Source organism: Rhizobium sp. P2_G2 (assembly GCF_056403555.1).
On record NZ_JBFUFF010000012.1, the window covers coordinates 96241 to 116089 of the forward strand.

The following is a 19849-nucleotide window of genomic DNA, read 5'->3' on the forward strand; positions in this document are numbered from 1 at the left end:
GATCATGAGATCAGCCCGGCGGCGCGCAATGCATCGTTGATCACCTTCGTCACACCCTGGGCGCCCGCGGTTTTGCCTTTCGTTCCCGTGAGCGGGGCTCTTAGCTTCGCATAGGACATCGCCTTGGCGATAACGGCTTCGATGCCGTCGGCGGTCGGCGCCTGTTCTGCCGCCGCTTCAGCAATGCCCTCGGCGTTCCTGACATCTTGATCGTCGGCAAGGCCCCAGTTCCTGGCAATTCTCGCCGTCGAGGAAATTCCGGCCTCGAGCATGAACGGCCCGGTATTGCCGAGCGGAGTTTTCGCACCCGACGACAAGGGGACACCGTGTGCCATGCCCTTGATCAGATAGAGTTCGATCGCCTGCTTTCCATTCTCGTCCAGCCATGTCTTGCGGGTATGGCCGTTGACTGTCTCCATCGTATCAGGCGCTTCGGCAGTCCGATGCACACCGCTCCACTGGATGGCGATCTGCTGAGCGTTTACCGGCTTGACGGTGTGATCATGGGTGCCGTGCCATATCGAAATCATCGGCCACGGACCGGTATGGGCTGAGGCTGTCGCCACCGCCGATCTCAGTTGCAAGCGAGCCGGGGCGTTGCGGCCCTGCATGCGCTCGAACGCTTGGCCGACGCCAGAGGCCATGCCATAAGGCAGCCCGCCAACGATCGCCCCGCCGGCGAAAACATCCGGATAAGTTGCCAGCATAGCGCCTGCCATCGCGCCCCCGGCCGACAGCCCGGTAATATACACCCTGGCGCGATCGATTCCTTGCGACGCCGATACGTGGTCGATCATCTGCCTGATCGACAACGCCTCGCCTGCATCGCGCCTTGTGTCGGCGGGTTCGAACCAGTTGAAGCACAGATTGGCGTTGTTGGCGCGCCGCTGCTCGGCAAACAGAACGGCAAAGCCGTTCTTCTCGCCCAGTCGGGTCCAGCCCGAGCCATGGTCATACCCATCAACGGTTTGCGTGCAGCCATGCAGCACGACGACCAGTGGCGTCCTGGGGGCCATGATCGTCGGCAGGAACAGCCAGCACCCCAGGGCGCCGGGATTCGAACCAAAGCTCGTGATTTCCACCAGGTTGCGGGAATTCTGTCTCAGGGCCACATCCATCTCCTTCGCCCGGCATGGGCGCGAGAATTACAGGTAGGTACGAATGCTGCAATGCACAATTTATTTGTCGCAGAAACCCGCAGTGTACGCTTTCGCACCAAAACCGCGGGGTGATAATCGGCCGTCGAAGGCTCAACCGCGGGATACGTGGTCAATTCTTCGGCTGGCGCTTGACATCGATGGTGTTTAAGAGATCGCAGAGATCGACGGCATCATCCCTATCCAGAAAGGTCGTGGCCCGATTTTCGCTGACCGCGGGCTGCCCGGTGAAGACGTCATAGACCGTCCACAGCCCACCGTCCTCGCGGCGGATGCCATATCGGCGACCGGGGCTATTCATGCCGGATATACTGCTTCGAAAAGTGCAAAATTTATTTCTTCCGCGTCCGCTTGGGCTGCACGGCAATTTCGGCGACAGCCGCCGGCTCCTGCTGCAGCCGCAATGCTTTGAGCATCGCGGTCTTCTTCTCGCGTGCGGAGGTCTCCGCTGCCACGATCAGGCGTGCCGCATTGTCGGTTGCGGCGCTCTTGGTCTGTTGGGTCGTCTTCGTGGGGCTGAAGATCTGTGCTCGGTCGATGGCCATTTCACTTAATCCTTCGCAGCACCTGGCTCCGGCTGCCGCCCGCGCGGTTTCGCTGTCGTAGGCCGGATGGAATTGCAGCCTTATTTGTTGACGCGGATGCTGGCGATATTGACCCAGTTCCGCCCGCCGCCGCTGGCTCGTCCATCGGACGCGGCGGCTCTCGGCTTGGCGGTCCGCTCGGCGTCGATTTCACTCGCGCGGACCCGACGCTCGAAGCTTTCTTGTTTGGACTGAACGCGGTACTGCGCCTCGCCTCCCTCGGCATCCGGTAGTAGACCGATGACCTGGAATTCACCATCCGCTCGGCCCGTCCGGACCGGCCCGTTGACGAGAAAGAGATATTCGCCGACAGCATATTTCGCCTTGCTCATGGCACGCTCCCACGCTCTCACACTTCGGAGAGATCAGAGATAGAAAAGGCCGGGCTAAGCCCGACCTCCATCAACACTCCACCGCTTGCTGCCAGTACATCCGTGGTCAGCTTGGGCGAGTGACATTACATCGCTCTGAGATTATCGGCCGACGCTTTGCCCGACCGATTGTCCCTGACGATGTCATACTGAAGCTTCTGGCCTTCGACCAGGGAGCGGATACCGGCCCGTTCGACAGCCGACACATGCACGAACACATCGGTCGCGCCATCTTCCGGCTAAATGAAGCCGAAGCCCTTGGTGCTGTTGAACCACTTTACGGTGCCAATGTTCATGACGATTTCCTTTCAAACGCTACAGTTGCCGCGATATCATTTGCCGCTGCGTCGAGTAATGTTGGGAAATCTGGAAAGCCTAGATGCTAGAATAAAGGTCGCAAGCAGAAGTCGATAGAAGAGAGATAGTCTCTATCAGTGGCCGAAACAAGGCGTGAAGGGAAATAAGACCCGGCAACGGCGTTTCCGCAACGCAATACTATCGGCAAGCAGCGATTACAGCCTCGCTCTGCGTGACGATCAATAAGCGTGCTGGCTTCGATGATGACCGGGGTCAGGACGAATTCTTCCTTCGGCGCATCATATGCAGCGACAAATCTAGCGACCTTTAAACCAATCCTTTGCCGCCTGTTCGACAAGGACGAACTCCCGCTTCATCGAATCTCCGGTTGCTGGCGAAAGGCAATCCCTAATTCTCCACATCGCCTCCGGATTGTCAAAAAGCAAAAGGCCCGGTCAGTGCCGGGCCTTTTGCTTCCTCCTCCGGGAACGCCGTCTATTTATCGGTATTCTGTTTGGCTTGCTGGCCGAAGACGGCGGTGATGATCTCGGCTGATTTTTCCGGCACCGGCTCTGCTTCCAGCGCCTTGGTAAGCTTGTTCGTCAGCGACAGAACGGCTGCCTCCATGCCATCCTTGGCGTAGAAATCGCCGCCGGCGAGGCATTCATGATGAACCCAGCTGAGATAGCGATGACGCACGCCTTCCGGCGCGACGAAACTGTTGGTCCAGAACTTGTCGAGATCCATGCCCTTCTCGACGCAGAAGGCGAGGTCCTTGTGACGGTAGAGCGCCTGCCCCATCACCGCCAGCGGCACGCCATGATGCAGTGCCGACAGGCCGGATGTCGAATTGATGGTGATCATGCCGGCCGAATGGCGCGTGAGCAGGCTGAGCGAGCCGCCGTCAAGCACATGCACACGATCCTTGACGTCGTTGAGCTGGCTGACCTGGCGGATGAAGTTCCAGTCGCGCGTATGGCCGCGCTCCATCGGATGGATCTTGAACACCAGCTGATAGTCTTCCGGCGCGTTACGAGCAAAGGAGACGATGGTCTTCAGAATGAGCTTCTGGTTGTTCCAGCTGTTGGCCGCACGGCCGAGCTGGGTATCGTCATGCACCTGCAGCGGCACGATGAAGAAGCGCTTGTCATGATGTTCGAGAATGCGCTCGGAAACCCGGTAATTGCGGCCGACATGGGCGAATTTGCGGTAATAATTCTTGATCCAGTAAAAACCTTCCGACACCAGCGTCCGCTTCTGCTTGTGGAACAGACGGCGCTCACCAGGTGTCGAGATCAGCGCGCGGATGGTGAAATACTGGAAAGCACCCCAGGCCATGGCGCTGAACGAACCAGGCTGCGGCAAGGCTTTCGGGCCGGCGCTGCGCGGCGAATTGAATTCCGGCGGCGGCAGCTGGCCGGCAAGCGGCGAGCGCCAATTGTTGCCGCCGAGCTCCATCGTCACATAGCCTGGTCGGATATAGCCCTCTTCGAGGCAAAGCGCTGGAATGCCGCACTGTTCGGCGCATTCGACGGCGACGCGATGGATGATGCGCTCGGAGCCGAACAGGACCACGGCATCGAAACCGTTCTCCTTGATGATCGCCGTGAACCAGCTGCGCCAACTTTCCGGCGAGCCGGAGAAATTCATCACCTTGTCGCCGCGCGAACCCATGCGGTCGCCGGCGTTGAAGCAAATCCGCCAGGCGTCAAAACCATTGGCGTTGAGATGCTCCTGCGAGCGGCGGAAAAAGCTGCCGACCGGACCCTGCAGGAGAACCACGCGCGGCGCATTCTTGTTGGGAAAGCGATGCTTGGCACGCCCCATAAATGGAAGCGTTATCAAGCTCTTCGACTTGCCGGCCTCGGAATCCCGCGTCCCACGGGAATTGACCGCGTCCTGGCTTCTTTCGTCAAAAGGCATGGTCATGTCGAAGTTGCTTCAATCTTATCTAGAAGAAAACCCGCTCGCGTTGGTCTTACATACCGTAGACGGTATTTCAACCGCGTGCTGACAGCTCCTTATCAGCTGATGTAACAATGCCACAGCCGGCTTAGCCCGCCTCGTCGCAGAACCCTATCGGCCAATCATTACCAAAAGTTAAAGTTTTCGCGGCGCACAAAGGACGGAATTTCGCCACATTTTAACAGTTTTTTCACGAAATCAAACACTTGTGGCCGTTAACCATAGGTGTAGAAGCCCACCAACCTGTGCAAAATCGGGACAGCCTGCCCTAATTTCGGGCATCACGGATTTTGACGGCTGCACGATTAATTGATTGCGCGACGCTCTGCCGCAGGCGACGCAACACGCTGATTTTGACAATCCGCTTCAGGGCGATCTCCTCGACAAGCTCTTCGGGGGTGCAGGGCATGCCGCTCAGCGGATGGATATAGAAGGGATAAAGGATCAGCGCGGCGGCGCCAAGCATGTCCACGGTGATCCTGCGGCTGCGCCGCGGCACGGCCAGCCTGTCGTCGGTCAGCCCCCAGCCGGCATAGAACGGGATGCCATGGACGCCGACCGGCTTGCCACGGATCAGCGCTTCGAAGCCGGCGAGCGAGGTCATCGTTTCGAGCCGGTCGCACCAGGCGATCCAGTCCTTGATGTCTCCGTCCCGGACGATGATGTCGGCCTCGTCGGGCGTCTCGCCGCCCGAGCGGACGCCGCCGCTGACGTCGGGATGCTCCTTGTAGGCAAGGAAGGCGTCCGGATAAAGTTTCCGCACCGCGCTGACCAAGCCTTTATTGGTCTTCACCGCGGGCGAGCCGAAGCGGATCGAGGCATCCTTCTCCACCTGGCCGGGGATAAGGATTTTCAGGCGACCCGGCTCAGGTTGCGGCAGCGCCACAGCGCCGCCGACATTGTATTTGGAGACGCCCAGCCGCACGATCGTCTCGACCAGCCGGGCCGCGCGCGCCGTGAGCTCTTCCGGAAACGGGTGCGTGGCAATAATCCGCTCGAGCCGGCTTTCGCCCCGCGCGTCGTAATAGACATGGTCGCCGTCCATGGCGAGCGATGAGGGCAGCGCCAGATTGGCGCCCAGTCCCCGCGAGCGGATGAAACCGTCTTCGAACCGCATGGACGACACGCCCTGCGGCAACGGCCGGCCCGATCCCCAGAGTGCAATCTGCCCGCCCTTCTCCGAGGCCTGCCGCACCGCCTCGGACATGCGCTGGCAATGCACTGCCGCCCCTTCCGGCCCGCGCACGAACGGATCGAGCGCCCGCCGCTTCCAGGGCGACAGCCCGCCGGTATAGACGCGACGGCCGATCTGATTGCGCTGGTCGCGCACGGTCCTCAGCTGAGCAATCGCCGTCTCCAATTGCACCGGTCGCCGGTCATGCAGGTCGAGATAGTGGGAATAGCCGATATAGACGGCGTGAAAGATCTCTTCGAGCGATGCAGGTTTGCGTGGCGCGGGGATCGCGCAATGGTCCTCGGTTAGACCACGATGCGAATAATAAGTCACGCCGAACGAGTGCACTTTTCGGCCGGCCATCAGCGCCTCGAAACCAAGGTGGCTGGAAACGGTATAGACCGCCTCTGCCGCTTCGAGGAGCGGCCAAGGATTCATGCGCTGTGGGACGGTGATCGCGATGCCAAACTTGCGGGCCGCCTGCACCAGCATGCTGCGATCGCCGGCGGCCGGATGGACCCGAACCGCGATCGTCGCCCCGGGATAGGTCGCATGCGCGTGTTCCAGCATGCTGCCGAACCGGTCATCGTTGGCAAGGGCACCGATGATCGAAGCGTCGCCCGCGACCTGATCGACCAGAAGCACGAAGGGTTTCCCCATCGGCAGCCCCGATTCGTCGAGTTCCCGCATCGGCGAATTGTTGTATTTCGACAGTCGGCTCTCACGGATCAAGCCGATCGCCGCCCCCGCCCGCGCAAGCCCGGCCGCATCGGGGGCGGGAGCATGGAGCAGACGATCGAGATCATTGTCCTCGGCAGAATTGAAATAGATGCCGCTGCGGTCCACGACGTAGGAATGCGCCGGTTCGAGCGGGCCTGGCGCGTAGCTCTTGAGGAACCCGTCTTCGAGCGTGATCACCGGCTTGCCGTGGCGGGCGCCGAGCGCCGCAGCCTTGGCGCCGGACGGCCGCCGGCCCCAGCCGACGAAGCCGTCGATCCGTCGCGGCCCGACCAGCGGCCAGGGAGCTATATCGGCTTCGAGGATCATCGCAAGGTCGGCGCGCTGCTTCCAGAGCCCGAGGGAGGTCACAGCATAGAGCGGCCGGCCTTGGCTGTCCGTCATCGGGCTCAGGCCCCTGTTGTCTCCGCCGCCACCATCGCCACCATCAGTTGCGATTTGCCAGATTGCTGATCGACTGGACGTTGCGCGCAATGCTGACCGGTGTCGCGATCACGTTGGTGAACTTGATAAAATCGGTCGCCAGGTGATGCGCGAGATAGAGCACGTCCTTGCTCCGCACCGGGAACGACTGGGCGATAATATAGCTCTGCGGATTGGCCATGTCGATGCGGTAGACGATCGGATAGCGACCATCCTTGTTGGCCATCATGCCCTTGCGAAGCAGCTCGTTGAACCGGCTTTCGCCGACCACCTGCCGATAGACCGCCTCATATTCGTAACGGAAGATGAAGTAGCCCTTGGGATCTGCGAGGACCGGATTGGCGCCGGCGGCAAGCGCGGTCGCCTCGACCAAGCTGAGCGAGCTGGTCTCGAACGGAATGCGGCCAGCCTTTTCACTGGCGCCGAGCGCCGAGAAAGTCTGCGGATCGTAGGTGAGGAAGATTTTGTCACGTGGAATGATATAGATGTCTTCCTTGGGATTGTCGATCACGCTCTGCAGCAGCACGGTGCTGGACCTGTGGCCGCGGGTCAGCGTCACATAGGTATCGTAGGACGCCTTGGCGGCGCCGCCGGCTTCGGCAATCACGCTGGTCAGCGGCGCCGGCGAAAGGCCAAGCTGCACGAGCTGCGGCTGACGCACATCGCCCTGGACCGACGCCGTGCGCGACGTGTTCTTCGACATATTCACGATGACATCGGGCTCGACGGCCTTGGCTTTCAGCGCGGCGACGATTTCCTCGCGCGCGCCTTCGAGCGTCTTGCCGGCGAATTTCACCTGGCCGGTATAGGGAATCTGCCCATAGCCATCAGGCTGGACGATGACGGGAATGGTGGTCGACTTATGCTGGGTGGTCGAGAACAGGCCGTCCGGGCCGGCTTCGAAGATCGTCACCTGCAATTCGTCGCCAACGCCGACAACCGGCGTTCCGGGCGCGCCGCCCAAGCCAAAGGTCCTGGCCAGCGACGGCTGGCCGAGCGCCGTCACCGAATTTGCGACCCGCTCATCAACATCGACGACATCATAGGCCGTCTTGCTCGTGGGGATCTGGTAGGAGGACTTCGGGACCGCCGAATCCTCGACGACCGATGCTATGGGGCCGTTGTTCGGCACTGCCGAAGTACACCCCGTAACCAAAGCGAAAGACAAAGCAATCGCCGTGCTGGCCGCAAATTTCGTCATCCGGGCCAGTGTCGTGGTGTTTATTACCGCTTGACGCATGTCACTCAAATTCCCTCCGGCAGCGCATATCTATGCTGCTACCCCGTTTCCGGCAGGCAACAACGCCTGCCCGATTTCCTCGCCCGGAAAATCGTCAGGCCTTTATTCGTCGTCCCGGTACGTTTTGCACCTGCGTCCGAATTTGCAACATTTCTCTTGCACATTCGTTAAGCGATGAAAAGCTGCTTCGACGACATTCCCGGTTAGAAGCCTGACAACCCGAGCCTTTTCAAGTGGGTGCGACAAAAAGAACGCAGGACAAACCCTTACGATTCCTTACATCCTGTCGCTTATCTTGAAGTCCCTGCACCCCAAAATCCCTGCGGACGACGGGCCGCGGCAAAGCCGAGCGCCGTGATCTGTTCGTTGGCGGGAAAGGGCTTCCGATTGAACTGCACTTCACGCTGCATCGGGTCGCGACGCAGTCTCAGCGTCTCGTAACCGCAATGGATGGGGCGGCGAATGTCGCGCATGGCATATTCCTTTCCTTCCCTCCCGACAGCGAATCTCTTTTGCATCGCAACATATATATGTTGCATCGCAAAAAATTCCAGACCTGAAACGTGGTACGGGGACAAGGTGTCGGCTTTGTGTCAAAGCCCGTGTCTTATGCGCCACACCGGACTATTTCTTTTCAAATTAACGAACATTATCAATTCGTTAATTCGCGGCGAAAGGCCAGAAGGTCCTGCCATGCGAGCCGTTTGCAGGGTGGCGTAGCGATAAGATCCTGCGGATGAAATGTCGCCATGACACGCGTCTGGCGGCCGTTGATATCGACGTCCAGCCATCGCCCGCGCAATGCGTGGATGGTCTCCATCGAGCCGGAGAAGAAGCGCGCCGGGAAATTGCCAAGCGCCAGCACGGCTTTCGGCTGCAGGAGCTCGATCAGCCGCAGTCCGAACGGCCGGCAGATATCGACTTCGTGCGGGGTCGGCGCGCGGTTGCCCGGTGGTCGCCAGGGAATGAGGTTAAGAAGCATCACCTGATTCGTTGAAAGCCCGATGCCGCCGAGCATACGTTCAAGCATCGCGCCCGCCTGGCCGGAAAATGGCTGGCCGTCGCGGTCGTCATCGGCGCTTGGCATGCCGGCGGCAATGATAATGTCGGCAGCCGGATCACCGCGCAGGAAAGAGGTGTTGCGGGCGCTGTTGCGCAGATTGCAGCCGGTGAAACTGGCGACCGCAGCTGCAAGTCCGCCAACGCTTTCCGCCGAAAGTGCGATCCTGCGCGCCTCGGCCACTGCCTCGGCATCGGGGATTGCGACATTGGGCCGCGCAGCAGGCTGCGGTGCAGGCCTTGAAGGTGCCGCGCGGTTCGAAGCGGCGGGCGCTTCAGCAGCAGCTGGCATACGCTGCGCGTTTGCGCGCTGCGCAGACAAGGCAGCGAATTCGGCGAAGCGATCCTGCGGCTCGTCTTCAATGAGCGTGTCGACCCCCGCCTCTACATAGAAATGCATAAGCTGGAAAAGCTCGTTGAGCGTAAGCGATTGGGCCGATGGCGAGTTCATGGCGACAGGATAGAGGCTGGCGGACATTTTGAAAACGGTTTTCTGTTGATTGCCCCAGCCCCACCGGCAGGCGCGGGAGGCCGCAATTGTCTAATCCCCGGCAATTGCCTATAGATGCGGCAAATTCGATCTCGGGAGACATGGCGACATGACGGTACTGGTGACGGGCGGATGCGGCTATATCGGCAGCCATACGGTCTGGGCGCTGCTCGATGCTGGCGAGCAAGTCGCCGTCATCGACCGGCTGTCGACCGGCTTTCGCTGGGCCATTCCGCCGGAAGCCAGGCTTTACGAGGGCGACATTGCCGACGAGGCGTTGCATGAACGCGTTTTCAGTGAGAATGCCATCGACGCCATCATCCACTTCGCCGGCTCGATCATCGTGCCGGAATCGGTCGCCAATCCGCTGGCCTACTATGAAAACAACACCGTGAAATCGCGCGCGTTGATCGCCGCGGCAGTGAAATACAAGGTGCCGCATTTCGTCTTTTCCTCGACGGCCGCCGTCTACGGCACGCCGCAGGGCGCGGAGCCGGTGGTCGAGACCGAGCCGCTGAACCCGGAGTCGCCCTACGGCTCATCCAAGCTGATGACCGAGACCATGCTGCGCGACACGGCCTATGCGCATGACTTCACCTATACTGCGCTACGCTATTTCAACGTCGCCGGCGCCGATCCCCGGGGCCGTACCGGCCAGTCGACCGTCGGCGCCACGCATCTGATCAAGGTGGCGGGCGAAGCAGCGCTGGGCAAGCGCGACCATATCGACGTTTTCGGCACCGACTATCCGACGCCGGACGGCACCTGCATCCGCGACTATATCCATGTCAGCGATCTCGCCAACGCCCATCTGAAGGCCCTGGAGCGCATGCGCGCGGGCGGCGGCTCGCTGATCGCCAATTGCGGCTATGGCCGGGGGTTCTCGGTGCTCGACGTGCTTGAGACCGTCACCAAGGTGCACGGCAGGCCCTTCGACATCCGCTATGCCGGCCGCCGCGCCGGCGACGCCGTGATGATCGTCGCCAACCCGGCGCTCGCCAAGCGCGAGTTCGGCTGGGTGCCGCAATATGATGACCTGGAGTTTATCGTGAAGACGGCGCTCGATTGGGAGGCGCATCTGGGGAAGAGGAACGAGCGGTAGAATAGGCTCATTCTCCTAAGCTCCCCCTTACCCGGCAGGGCTGAGGGGGTAAGCCCCAAGCACCTATGTCACTGGTTCGTGCTCGTCTGCGAGCCCAGCGCATCCCACTCGCCCATCACCTTGTCGAACACCGCCGTGCCCGTCGCGCCCTTTTCGAGCGTGATCAGCGCACGCCGGCCGTTGCGGTAGGTGATCGGGATGTCGATCCACGAGCGGGTCTTCATCAGTTCCAGGTTGACCTTGCGCGCATCGGCGTCGTCGTTCAGCGCTACCATGTGGAAATCGTCGGTGATCTTGGCCGGCACGGCGATCAGCGGATTGCCGCGGTCCTGTTCGGTCTGCTTGAAGGCGACGCGCTGGATGCTGTCGACATTGCCTTCCTCGAAATCCTTCGGCAGGTCGAAGACGATTTCAATGATGTGGCTCGCCGGTAGCGACGGATCGGTGTTGCGCTTGAAGGTGATCAGCGCCGTGATCTTGCGTCCGGGGACGTCCAACGAGGCTTCGATCGCCGGATCCGGCTTGCCATCGTCGGTGTCAGCCTTCTCGCGCCAGACGACGGTGCCGGGCACGGCAACCGGAGAGGTCTGGCCGAGGCGTTCCTCATAGAGGAACATCTTCTGCGTCGCGCCGAGCGGCTGGGCGTCGTTCTGCAGCTGATTGTTCGTCTGCGCCGGTTGCGTCGTGGTGCTGGTGTCGGTCTTGGTATCCGTCGGCGTCGCCGCGGCCACTTCCTTGTCCTTGGCAGTCTGCGTCGCCACGGTCTTGCCTTCCGGCAGCGCCTGATCGACTGGCACCTTGGCCGTCTCGGTCTTGGTTTCCGTGCCGTCCGGCATCAACCGCTCGGTAAATTTCTGCGGCCCTGCATCGGTGTTGAGAGAGGCGAGCTCAGTGCTCTTTATCGGCTGCTTGGCGTCGGCTACCGTTGCCGACTTGGTGTCGTCAGTCTTGGTGTCCGCCGGCAGGTTGCGCTCGGCGGTATCGACCGGTTTGCTCGCTGGCATCAGCCCGGAGACGAAGCTCTCCACCTTGTCGCGATAAAGCCAGACGCCATAGGCGCCACCGGCGACGACCATCAGGCCAACCACGCCGAGCGCGATCGCCAGCATGCGGCCGCGCTGCCTGGACTTCTTCCGCGCCTGCGTCTTGAACGCCTTGCCTTCCAGCCGCGAAACGCCGCGGCCGAAATTGGGCGGCAGACCGGCATCGGCGTTGGACTTGCGCTGCGTCGGCTCCAGTCCGAGCAGGTCCTCGAGTTCGGCCCGCGCGCTCGCCGGCTCGGCGCGCCCCGCTTTGCCCTTGCGCTTTTCCGGTGCTGCCTCGATCTCCTGCTGCTTGGCTTCGAGCGCCTTCTCAAAGGCTTCCGGCTTCGGAATATCGGGCAGGTCGTCGAACGGCTCGTCCCAGGAAAAATCGCCCTTGCTTTTCGCCTTGCTCGGCGGCGGCTGCACGACCTGGCGGTTGAGCTCCTGCTTGAGGAAATCGTTGAAACCCTCGACGACATCGCTCTCGTCATAGGACACCCGCGGCATCGGCTTCGGCGCCTCATCGACGGGCATCACGCGCGCCTCGGCGTCTTCGGTGCGATTCGGACGGACATCGTCGAGCGCGACCGGTACCGGCTTGTCCACCACGACGGGTCGGGCGACAGGGATAGAAGCCGGTTCGCGCCGTGCTTCGACGGCCGGCGCCATGCGCGGCTCAGCGGTCGGCACAAACGGCTGGCGCGCAGCACCGCCCGGCGAAGCAAAAGCCTTGGCACCGCCGAGAAGCTCGGCGATATGGTCTTCCGCAGTCATCGCTTCTGCCGCGACGCTGACGTCGAGCTGTGCGGGCCGCACTTCCGGCTGCAGCCGGGCAACGGGCTCCTCGACAACGGCGTCGCTGGTAGCATAGGCGGGAATGTCGGCTTCCGGCTCAACCGCAGCCAGCGCCTCGGGAACGTGGATCGGTTCCGGCGCCGGTTCGACCACTTGCTTCTTCGGCAATTCGATCACCACCGCCGACTTGGCAGGCTCGATGCGACGAATCTGACCAAAGGTCTGCAGCGCCGATTCCGGGATCAGCTCGCGATGCACGACCGGCGGAACGGCCGATTCCGGCAGGAATTCCTGCCTCGCAGCCAGTATAGGTTCCAGCTTCTCCTCGGCGATAGGCGCGGATGCGACAACCGGCTGCGACGGCGGCTCTTGAGCCTCGACCACCTGCACCGGCGTCGGCGCGACAAAATCGGGCTCGGATCCATGACGCCGGTCTAGGGTGGTTTCAACGACCGGCTTCGGTTCTGAAACAACAACATCGACCGCGGCAGTCTCAACGGGAGCCGTTTCGACCGGCACGTCGACGGGTTTGGCCGCAACGGCCAGTTCGACGGGCGCCACGTCGACAGACTGCGACGCGATCGGCATCTCGGCAGGCTGAACCGTCACCGGCTCCTGCACATCCGTAGCAAATTCCTCGGCAACAACGGCGGCGATGTCATCCGCCGGCAATGCCACGGCATGGTCGGCCTCGACCTCGGCGATTGCCGCGTCGAGCTTGTCGATCTGGCGCTGGAACATGGCCTCGGGCGGACGCGGCTTCATGTTCTCCAATTGCCGCACGACCGCAGCCTTGGCACGTTCATAGACCTTAGCGCGCATTTCGGGCGTGTTTTCGCTAAGGCCGTCAACGGCGCGTCGGATGACTGCAATAAAATCCGCCATATGTCTTTCTCAATGCTGCCCGCCGGCGGGCTTTCACCCTTCCGGCGCGCGTCGATTAATCTTCAAACGGGTCCGTCACCAATATCGTGTCGTCGCGCTCCGGGCTCGTCGACAGCAGCGAAACCGGCGCCGCGATCAGTTCTTCAACCTGGCGCACATATTTGATGGCTTGCGCGGGCAGGTCAGCCCACTTTCGGGCGCCGACGGTCGATTCCTTCCAGCCCTCCAGTGTTATATAGAGGGGCTTAATCCGGGCTTGCGCCGCCTGGCCTGCCGGAAGATGATCGATTTCCTTGCCGTCGAGCATATAGCCGGTGCAAATCTTCAGCTCATCGAGCCCGTCAAGCACGTCCAGCTTGGTCAAAGCGATGCCGGTGACTCCGTTTGTGGCGATCGACTGGCGCACAAGCGCCGCGTCAAACCAGCCGCATCGTCTCTTTCTACCCGTAACTGTGCCAAATTCATGACCACGCTCACCTAAAAACTGGCCAACCTCATCTTTCAACTCCGTCGGGAACGGTCCTTCGCCGACGCGTGTCGTGTAAGCCTTGGTGATTCCGAGCACGTAATTGAGCGCTGACGGACCCATGCCGGAGCCAGCAGCGGCCTGTCCGGCCACCGTATTGGAGGAAGTCACGAACGGATAGGTGCCGTGGTCGACGTCGAGCAGCGTGCCCTGCGCGCCTTCGAACAGAATACGCGCACCCTTGCGGCGCTCGCGGTCGAGCAGCGCCCAGACGGTCTCGGAGAACGGCAGGATGCGCTCGGCGACGCTGGTCAGTTCCTGCATGATGGCCGCATGGCTGACTTCCTTCTCGCCCAGGCCACGGCGCAATGCATTGTGGTGGGTGAGCAGCCGATCGACCTTCAAGCCAAGCGAATCGGGATCGGCAAGATCGGTGACGCGGATGGCGCGGCGGCCGACCTTGTCTTCATAGGCCGGGCCGATGCCGCGGCGCGTCGTGCCGATCCGCGTACCGGAATTGGAGGCCGCATCCTCGCGGATGCCGTCGAGTTCGCGGTGCAGCGAGAGAATCAGCGTTGCATTGTCGGCGATGCGCAGGTTTTCCGGCGTGATCACGACACCTTGTGTGCCGAGCCTTTCGATCTCGGCGATCAGTGCATGTGGATCGACCACCACCCCATTGCCGATCACCGCAAGCTTGCCTGGGCGCACGACGCCGGAGGGCAGAAGCGACAGCTTGTAGCTGACGCCGTCGATCACCAGCGTATGGCCGGCATTGTGGCCGCCCTGGAAACGTACGACGATATCGGCCCGTTCGGAAAGCCAGTCAACGATCTTGCCCTTGCCCTCGTCGCCCCATTGCGTGCCGACCACGACCACATTCGCCATCAGATACTTCCTGTTACTGAACACCGAGGGACGCATGCCCCTCTCAAACCCGCGCAGATATACTGTTTCCGTTCCGCGAAAGCGACCCCTCATTGCGCATCAGCCGGGGTTTTTGCGTGACAATCCCGGTGGATAAAGGCTATTTGCCGAGGCACGATGAGCCCCGCCTTCCTGAATATATGTCAAATTCCCTGAAAGCCTATATTTTCCTTCTGATCACCACGCTCGGCTGGGGCGGCAATGCCGTGGTCGGCAAATTCTCGGTCGGCCATATCGCGCCTTTCACGCTCTCCGCCGCCCGCTGGACGATGGCGGTGGCGTTGATTCTGGCAATCTCGCTCACCCAGATCCGCCGCGACTGGCCGGAAATCCGCAAACATTGGCTGTTGATGCTCTGCTACGGCGCGGCCGGCTTCGCCGGCTTCAACGCGCTGCTCTACACGGCACTGAAATATACCTCGGCAATCAACTGCGTCATCGAGCAGGCCGGCATTCCCGGCTTCATCTTCATCGGCAATTTTTTGCTGTTTCGCGTGAGCGCCAAGCCGGCGCAAATCCTTGGCTTCACGCTGACCCTGCTCGGTGTCGGGCTAACCGCCACCAATGGCTCGCTGGCCTCGATCGCCGGCATCTCGCTCAATCTCGGCGACGGACTGATGTTGATCGCCGTACTGCTCTATGCCGGCTATAGCGTGGCGCTGCGCTGGAGACCGATGGTGCATTGGAAGACATTGATGGCTTTTTCAGCCATCGGCGCCGCCCTCGCCTGCGTGCCGCTCCTCGTAACCGAGATTACAGCAGGCCATTTCATCACACCCGACGCCATCGGCTGGGCGGCAATCCTCTATACCGGCACCGTGCCGTCGCTGGTCTCGCAGGTTCTTTATGTCCGCGGCGTCGAGCTGATCGGCTCCAATCGCGCTGGCCTGTTCATCAACGCGATCCCGATTTTCGGCATCCTGCTCTCCGTGCTATTCCTCGGCGAGCCGCTGCAAACCTTCCACCTCATCGCCATGGCGATGGTGATCGCCGGCATTGCAATCGCCGAATGGGGACGCCGATGACATTCTTGCTGCCACTGCTCTTCGTCGCAGCACCAATCCTGTTCACCCTCGGCATCCTGCTGCCGCTGATGACACTCGAAAAACTCTATTTCTTCGAAGACAATCCGTCACTGACCGGCATTATCGGCAAGCTCTACGACAATGGCGACTATGCGCTCGCGACACTGGTGATGATGTTTTCGCTCGTCTTTCCCGTCGTAAAAATGGTGGCGGTGGCGGCCGAGGCGCTTGCCCCGTCCAGCGCCCCACAAGGGCTCTTCGCGCGGCTGGTGCCGTTTCTGTCGAAATGGTCGATGATGGACGTGATGCTGGTGGCGATCGTCATAGCGGCCGCCAAGACGTCGGGGCTGGCAAATGCGTTCACCGAACCGGGGCTCTGGTGCTATGCCGGGTCAGCGCTGATAATGTCGGCGGCGCAATGGATGGTGGCGCGGCAACGGCGGGGTTGGCTACCTCCCCTTCCGTAGGCGTTGCACCTCACACTCACCAACAAAAACGCCGTCCGGTCTCTCGACCGGACGGCGTTTCATTCTTCTAGGGAATGCGATCAATTCACCGCTTCGACCACGCGCAACGCCTTGGCCTGGTCCAGCGCGGCCTGGCGGACCGCGTCCTGGACCTTTTCGAAGGCACGCACCTCGATCTGGCGCACACGCTCACGGCTGATGTCGAATTCGCTCGACAGTTCTTCCAGCGTCACCGGCTCGTCGCGCAGGCGGCGGGCTTCGAAGATGCGTCGTTCGCGGTCGTTGAGCACTTTCAGCGCGTTGGAGAGCAGCGAACGGCGGGTGTCGAGTTCGTCCTGCTCGATCAGCGTTTCTTCCTGGTTGTCATGTTCGTCGACGAGCCAATCCTGCCACTGGCCGGAATCGCCTTCCGCAGCCTTGATCGGCGCGTTGAGCGAAGCGTCGCCGCCGAGGCGGCGGTTCATCGAGATGACTTCCTCTTCGCTGACATTGAGCTTGGTGGCGATCTCAGCAACCTGCTCGGGCTTCAGATCGCCCTCGTCGATCGCCTGGATCTTGCCCTTCAGCCGGCGCAGATTGAAGAACAGCCGCTTCTGGTTCGCGGTCGTGCCCATTTTCACGAGCGACCACGAGCGCAGGATATACTCTTGAATTGCTGCCTTGATCCACCACATAGCGTATGTGGCGAGACGAAAGCCGCGATCCGGCTCGAATTTCTTGACCGCCTGCATCAGGCCGACATTGCCTTCGGAGATCACTTCGCCGATCGGCAGGCCGTAGCCGCGATAGCCCATGGCGATCTTGGCCACGAGCCGGAGATGGCTCGTCACAAGCTTATGGGCGGCGTTGCGATCCTCATGCTCGGCATAACGCTTGGCGAGCATATACTCTTCCTGCGGCTCGAGCATCGGGAAGCGGCGGATTTCGTCGAGATATCTATTCAGACCGCCTTCACCTGCGGTCAGCATCGGTAATGAACTACGGGCCATGAAGCACCCCTCTCTTTCCGGCCTCCGTACCGGCAGGCCGTCATTGGCGACGGACTCCCTGCCCGTCGCACGTGTCAAGATTTAAGATCGACGTGCGGCACTTTCAAGGCCGACATTTCATATTTCCGTGAAAAATAAGCAGTGCTTATGATGTCACAGAATCAAAGTCACGATGATTGGGTTAAAACCAGTCTATCATCGGGAAGTTCCGCCTCAAAGCGCATTATCTGGATGGCGACTGGACATCGCCGCAGCGAGATCGTCTCTCAGCCGTGATGCATCGCCTGAATTTCATCGGCACTGGCAAGGCGGATCTGCCCATGTTCGGAGACGAAAATCTCGCGCGTCAGCGGATGGTCCATCTGCTCGTAGAGCTGACCGGCTTGCTGCATGAGGAGGGGCGCCTTGGAAAAACCGTCAGTCCAGGCCAGCAGAAAGTCGCGCACCGGAACCGTGACGTAGATCTTCTCGGCAAGTTTTTGGTGAAGGCTGAACATAAACTTCGGACAAAGCAGACGCGCAGCACAATAACCGTCCTGCACGTTGATGATAACGCATCGGTCATCAGCGCCAGCACCTGCAAACACGTCGACGTGAACTTTTATCGATGCCACGTCCAGATTGTCGATGCCTCGCTGAAGAATGGTAGCGGGCGGAACACCCCACGTTTTGACGTCGTCCTCGGTGACATAACGGTATTTTCCGTTCTGATCGACAACGACCGCCTCTATAGTCTTCTTCGAAAGAGCGTGATTAAAAACGCGTATACCGTAGATAGCGGCGAAATCGGCTGGCGCAATCTGGATACGCAGCCTGGTTTTCACCGAGGCGAAGCTGGTGGATGGCCGCTCGGCGACATCAGTTTTGACCAAGGCGTCAATGGCTTCCAGGATAGTGTCCTGCCGCGCACGTCCTGTCAGGCCCAGCGCGTTCTTTCGAATATTGTCGAGTGAGATATCGATACTCTCGATCTTGATCGACATGGGATCGGCGCCCTCCTCGACCGTCTTGCCCGGATAGCGTTTGCGCACCAAGGCCATGACCTCGGCACGAAACCCGCCATCCTTGCCGTCATTTGCCCATGTCCGGCCGGTTGCGACTGGCAGCACCGCCAAACCGATCCCATAGAGAAAACGCCGTCTTTCAATAGTGCTGAACATTCCGCCCCCTTCGATCGCTTGCGGCCTTGCATGCCGCAGACAGCCTTGCCGGCACATTACTGATGTGGATGAAATTGGAAAGGCGTCAGCCCCTACCCCGCCGCAAGCGCGGCAATCAGCTGCCGCATATCCTCCGGCAATTCCGCTTCGAAGCGCATGATCTCGCCGGTCTTCGGATGCTCGAACTGCAACAGCCAGGCATGCAACGCCTGGCGGCCGAAGCGGGCCACCGTGCCGCGGGCGGGTTCGGCGAGCCGGTTGACCTTGCTCTTGAAAGCGGCGCCATAGTCGGCGTCGCCGATCAGCGGATGGCCGATATGAGCCATGTGGACACGAATCTGGTGGGTGCGGCCGGTTTCGAGATGGCAGTGGACGCTTGCGGCAAGCGCCGTGCCGTCAGGCGCCTGATGATAGCGCTCCACCACTTCATAATGCGTGATGGCGTGCTTGGCGTCCGGGCTGGTCTCTTTCTTCACCGCCCGGTGCATACGGTCGCCGGCGCGGCCCAGCGCAGCGTCGATCGTGCCCTTCAATGGCCTTGGCAGGCCCCAGACGACAGCGTGGTAGGCGCGGCGCAGCGCCGTCGTCCGGCCATGGTCGGCGAACTGCGCGGTGAGGCTGCGATGCGCCAGATCGCTTTTCGCCGCCACCATGACGCCGCTAGTGTCCTTGTCGAGCCGATGCACGATGCCCGGCCGCCGGACGCCGCCGATGCCGGAAAGGCTGTCGCCGCAATGGTGGATCAGCGCATTGACCAGCGTGCCGGTCCAATTGCCCGCACCGGGATGGACGACGAGACCGGCCGGCTTCATGATGACGACCAGGTCCTCATCCTCATGCAGGATGTCGAGCGGAATGTCCTCGCCGTGCGGCTCGGCATCCTCGGGTTCGGGCAGCACGATCTCGATGCGGTCGCCAGGCTGGATCTTATGTTTGGCGTCCGTGGTCTTGTCGTTGACGCGGACATCGCCGGCTTCGATCAGGACCTTGATGCGGCTGCGCGAGAGTTCGCCGTCGAGTTTTGCCGCAAGCCATGCGTCGAGCCGCCCGGCCGCTTTTTCATCGGCAAGCAGGACTTTCGCATTCTCCTCGTCTCCGTTAAAGGAAGCCGACATCAACCCATCGATCCAGGACTATCCATGACCAATCCGAATTTCGCCGACGAGGAAGAAAAGCCGCTCGATCCCGCGCTGGAGAAAATCCGCCGCAAGATGGTGCGCCTGCTCGTCATTTCGAGTTCGGTGATCATCGTCGGTCTTATGGCGGTGCTTGGCTCGATTGTCTACAAGGCCAACAAGAATTCGGCGGCGAGGACGGAACTGGCCGGGCCGATTGCGCCGGCGCAGACGGTGACGCTGCCAAAGGGCTTTGCGCTGGAGACCACGACCATCGACGGCAACCGCATATGGTTCATGGGCACCGCAGACAATAAGCACCTGATCGTCGTGCATGATATCGGCACGGGCAAGACGGTGACGGAGATTACGGTCGTGGCGCCGTAGCTGCGCCA

18 protein-coding genes and 1 pseudogene are annotated in these 19849 nt (G+C 61.1%); 4 read left to right on the top strand and 15 right to left on the bottom strand.

What is annotated here, in order from left to right:
- Nucleotides 1-2: 2 nt before the first annotated feature.
- The 10 genes and pseudogenes from AC1D06_RS12415 to AC1D06_RS12460 all read right to left on the bottom strand — a co-directional run bounded on the left by AC1D06_RS12415 (nt 3) and on the right by AC1D06_RS12460 (nt 9486).
- Complete coding sequence (locus AC1D06_RS12415; protein WP_477986455.1) at nt 3-1112, bottom strand: extracellular catalytic domain type 1 short-chain-length polyhydroxyalkanoate depolymerase; 1110 nt, start codon at nt 1110-1112, stop codon at nt 3-5.
- A 157-nt stretch (nt 1113-1269) separates the two neighbouring features.
- Nucleotides 1270-1458, bottom strand: a complete 189-nt coding sequence (locus AC1D06_RS12420; RefSeq protein WP_477986456.1) for a hypothetical protein — start codon at nt 1456-1458, stop codon at nt 1270-1272.
- A gap of 31 nt (nt 1459-1489) precedes the next feature.
- A complete protein-coding gene (locus tag AC1D06_RS12425) occupies nt 1490-1702 on the bottom strand; it encodes a hypothetical protein (protein ID WP_477986457.1) in 213 nt (70 codons plus the stop codon).
- An 80-nt stretch (nt 1703-1782) separates the two neighbouring features.
- Nucleotides 1783-2073, bottom strand: coding sequence for a cold-shock protein (locus AC1D06_RS12430; protein ID WP_477986458.1), 291 nt, complete (start codon nt 2071-2073; stop codon nt 1783-1785).
- 125 nt (nt 2074-2198) lie between these two features.
- A pseudogene (locus tag AC1D06_RS12435) lies at nt 2199-2408 on the bottom strand (cold-shock protein).
- 496 nt (nt 2409-2904) lie between these two features.
- A complete protein-coding gene (locus tag AC1D06_RS12440; protein ID WP_477986459.1) occupies nt 2905-4338 on the bottom strand; it encodes a capsular polysaccharide export protein, LipB/KpsS family in 1434 nt (477 codons plus the stop codon).
- A gap of 304 nt (nt 4339-4642) precedes the next feature.
- Entirely contained in the window at nt 4643-6670 is a 2028-nt protein-coding gene (locus AC1D06_RS12445; protein WP_477986460.1) for a capsular polysaccharide biosynthesis protein, read from the bottom strand.
- Nucleotides 6671-6713: 43 nt separating this feature from the next.
- Nucleotides 6714-7949, bottom strand: coding sequence for a polysaccharide biosynthesis/export family protein (locus AC1D06_RS12450; protein ID WP_477986461.1), 1236 nt, complete (start codon nt 7947-7949; stop codon nt 6714-6716).
- 290 nt (nt 7950-8239) lie between these two features.
- The gene (locus AC1D06_RS12455; RefSeq protein WP_477879457.1) at nt 8240-8422 is read right to left on the bottom strand and encodes a hypothetical protein; all 183 of its coding nucleotides are present in this window, start codon (nt 8420-8422) and stop codon (nt 8240-8242) included.
- 179 nt (nt 8423-8601) lie between these two features.
- Nucleotides 8602-9486, bottom strand: coding sequence for a uracil-DNA glycosylase (locus AC1D06_RS12460; RefSeq protein WP_477986462.1), 885 nt, complete (start codon nt 9484-9486; stop codon nt 8602-8604).
- Nucleotides 9487-9607: 121 nt separating this feature from the next.
- On the opposite strand from AC1D06_RS12460, the gene galE reads away from it, so the two are divergent.
- Complete coding sequence (galE, locus tag AC1D06_RS12465; protein WP_477986463.1) at nt 9608-10600, top strand: UDP-glucose 4-epimerase GalE; 993 nt, start codon at nt 9608-9610, stop codon at nt 10598-10600.
- Nucleotides 10601-10668: 68 nt separating this feature from the next.
- Here the strand turns inward: galE and AC1D06_RS12470 are convergent, their stop codons facing one another.
- The gene (locus tag AC1D06_RS12470) at nt 10669-13305 is read right to left on the bottom strand and encodes a hypothetical protein (protein ID WP_477986464.1); all 2637 of its coding nucleotides are present in this window, start codon (nt 13303-13305) and stop codon (nt 10669-10671) included.
- Between the two features lie 55 nt (nt 13306-13360).
- Nucleotides 13361-14659 carry an adenylosuccinate synthase gene (locus AC1D06_RS12475; protein ID WP_477986465.1) on the bottom strand — a complete coding sequence of 433 codons (1299 nt, stop codon included), beginning with the start codon at nt 14657-14659 and terminating at the stop codon, nt 13361-13363.
- Nucleotides 14660-14838: 179 nt separating this feature from the next.
- Between AC1D06_RS12475 and AC1D06_RS12480 the strand changes: the two genes are divergently transcribed.
- Nucleotides 14839-15723 (top strand): DMT family transporter, encoded by an 885-nt coding sequence (locus AC1D06_RS12480; protein ID WP_477986467.1) that lies wholly within the window; start codon nt 14839-14841, stop codon nt 15721-15723.
- Nucleotides 15720-16190: a paraquat-inducible protein A gene (locus tag AC1D06_RS12485; protein ID WP_477986468.1), complete on the top strand. Its 471-nt coding sequence runs from the start codon at nt 15720-15722 to the stop codon at nt 16188-16190. Before AC1D06_RS12480 ends, AC1D06_RS12485 begins: the two co-directional genes overlap by 4 nt.
- An 80-nt stretch (nt 16191-16270) precedes the next feature.
- On the opposite strand, the gene rpoH is transcribed toward AC1D06_RS12485, so the two are convergent.
- The 3 genes from rpoH to AC1D06_RS12500 form a co-directional block, all read right to left on the bottom strand.
- Nucleotides 16271-17179, bottom strand: coding sequence for an RNA polymerase sigma factor RpoH (rpoH, locus tag AC1D06_RS12490; RefSeq protein ID WP_477986469.1), 909 nt, complete (start codon nt 17177-17179; stop codon nt 16271-16273).
- 266 nt (nt 17180-17445) lie between these two features.
- Nucleotides 17446-18339 (bottom strand): DUF1444 domain-containing protein, encoded by an 894-nt coding sequence (locus tag AC1D06_RS12495; protein ID WP_477986470.1) that lies wholly within the window; start codon nt 18337-18339, stop codon nt 17446-17448.
- Nucleotides 18340-18431: 92 nt separating this feature from the next.
- Nucleotides 18432-19454, bottom strand: coding sequence for an RluA family pseudouridine synthase (locus AC1D06_RS12500; RefSeq protein WP_477986471.1), 1023 nt, complete (start codon nt 19452-19454; stop codon nt 18432-18434).
- A 24-nt stretch (nt 19455-19478) separates the two neighbouring features.
- Here AC1D06_RS12500 and AC1D06_RS12505 point away from each other — a divergent pair, with 24 nt between their 5' ends.
- Nucleotides 19479-19841, top strand: coding sequence for a hypothetical protein (locus AC1D06_RS12505; RefSeq protein WP_477986473.1), 363 nt, complete (start codon nt 19479-19481; stop codon nt 19839-19841).
- Nucleotides 19842-19849 lie beyond the last annotated feature (8 nt).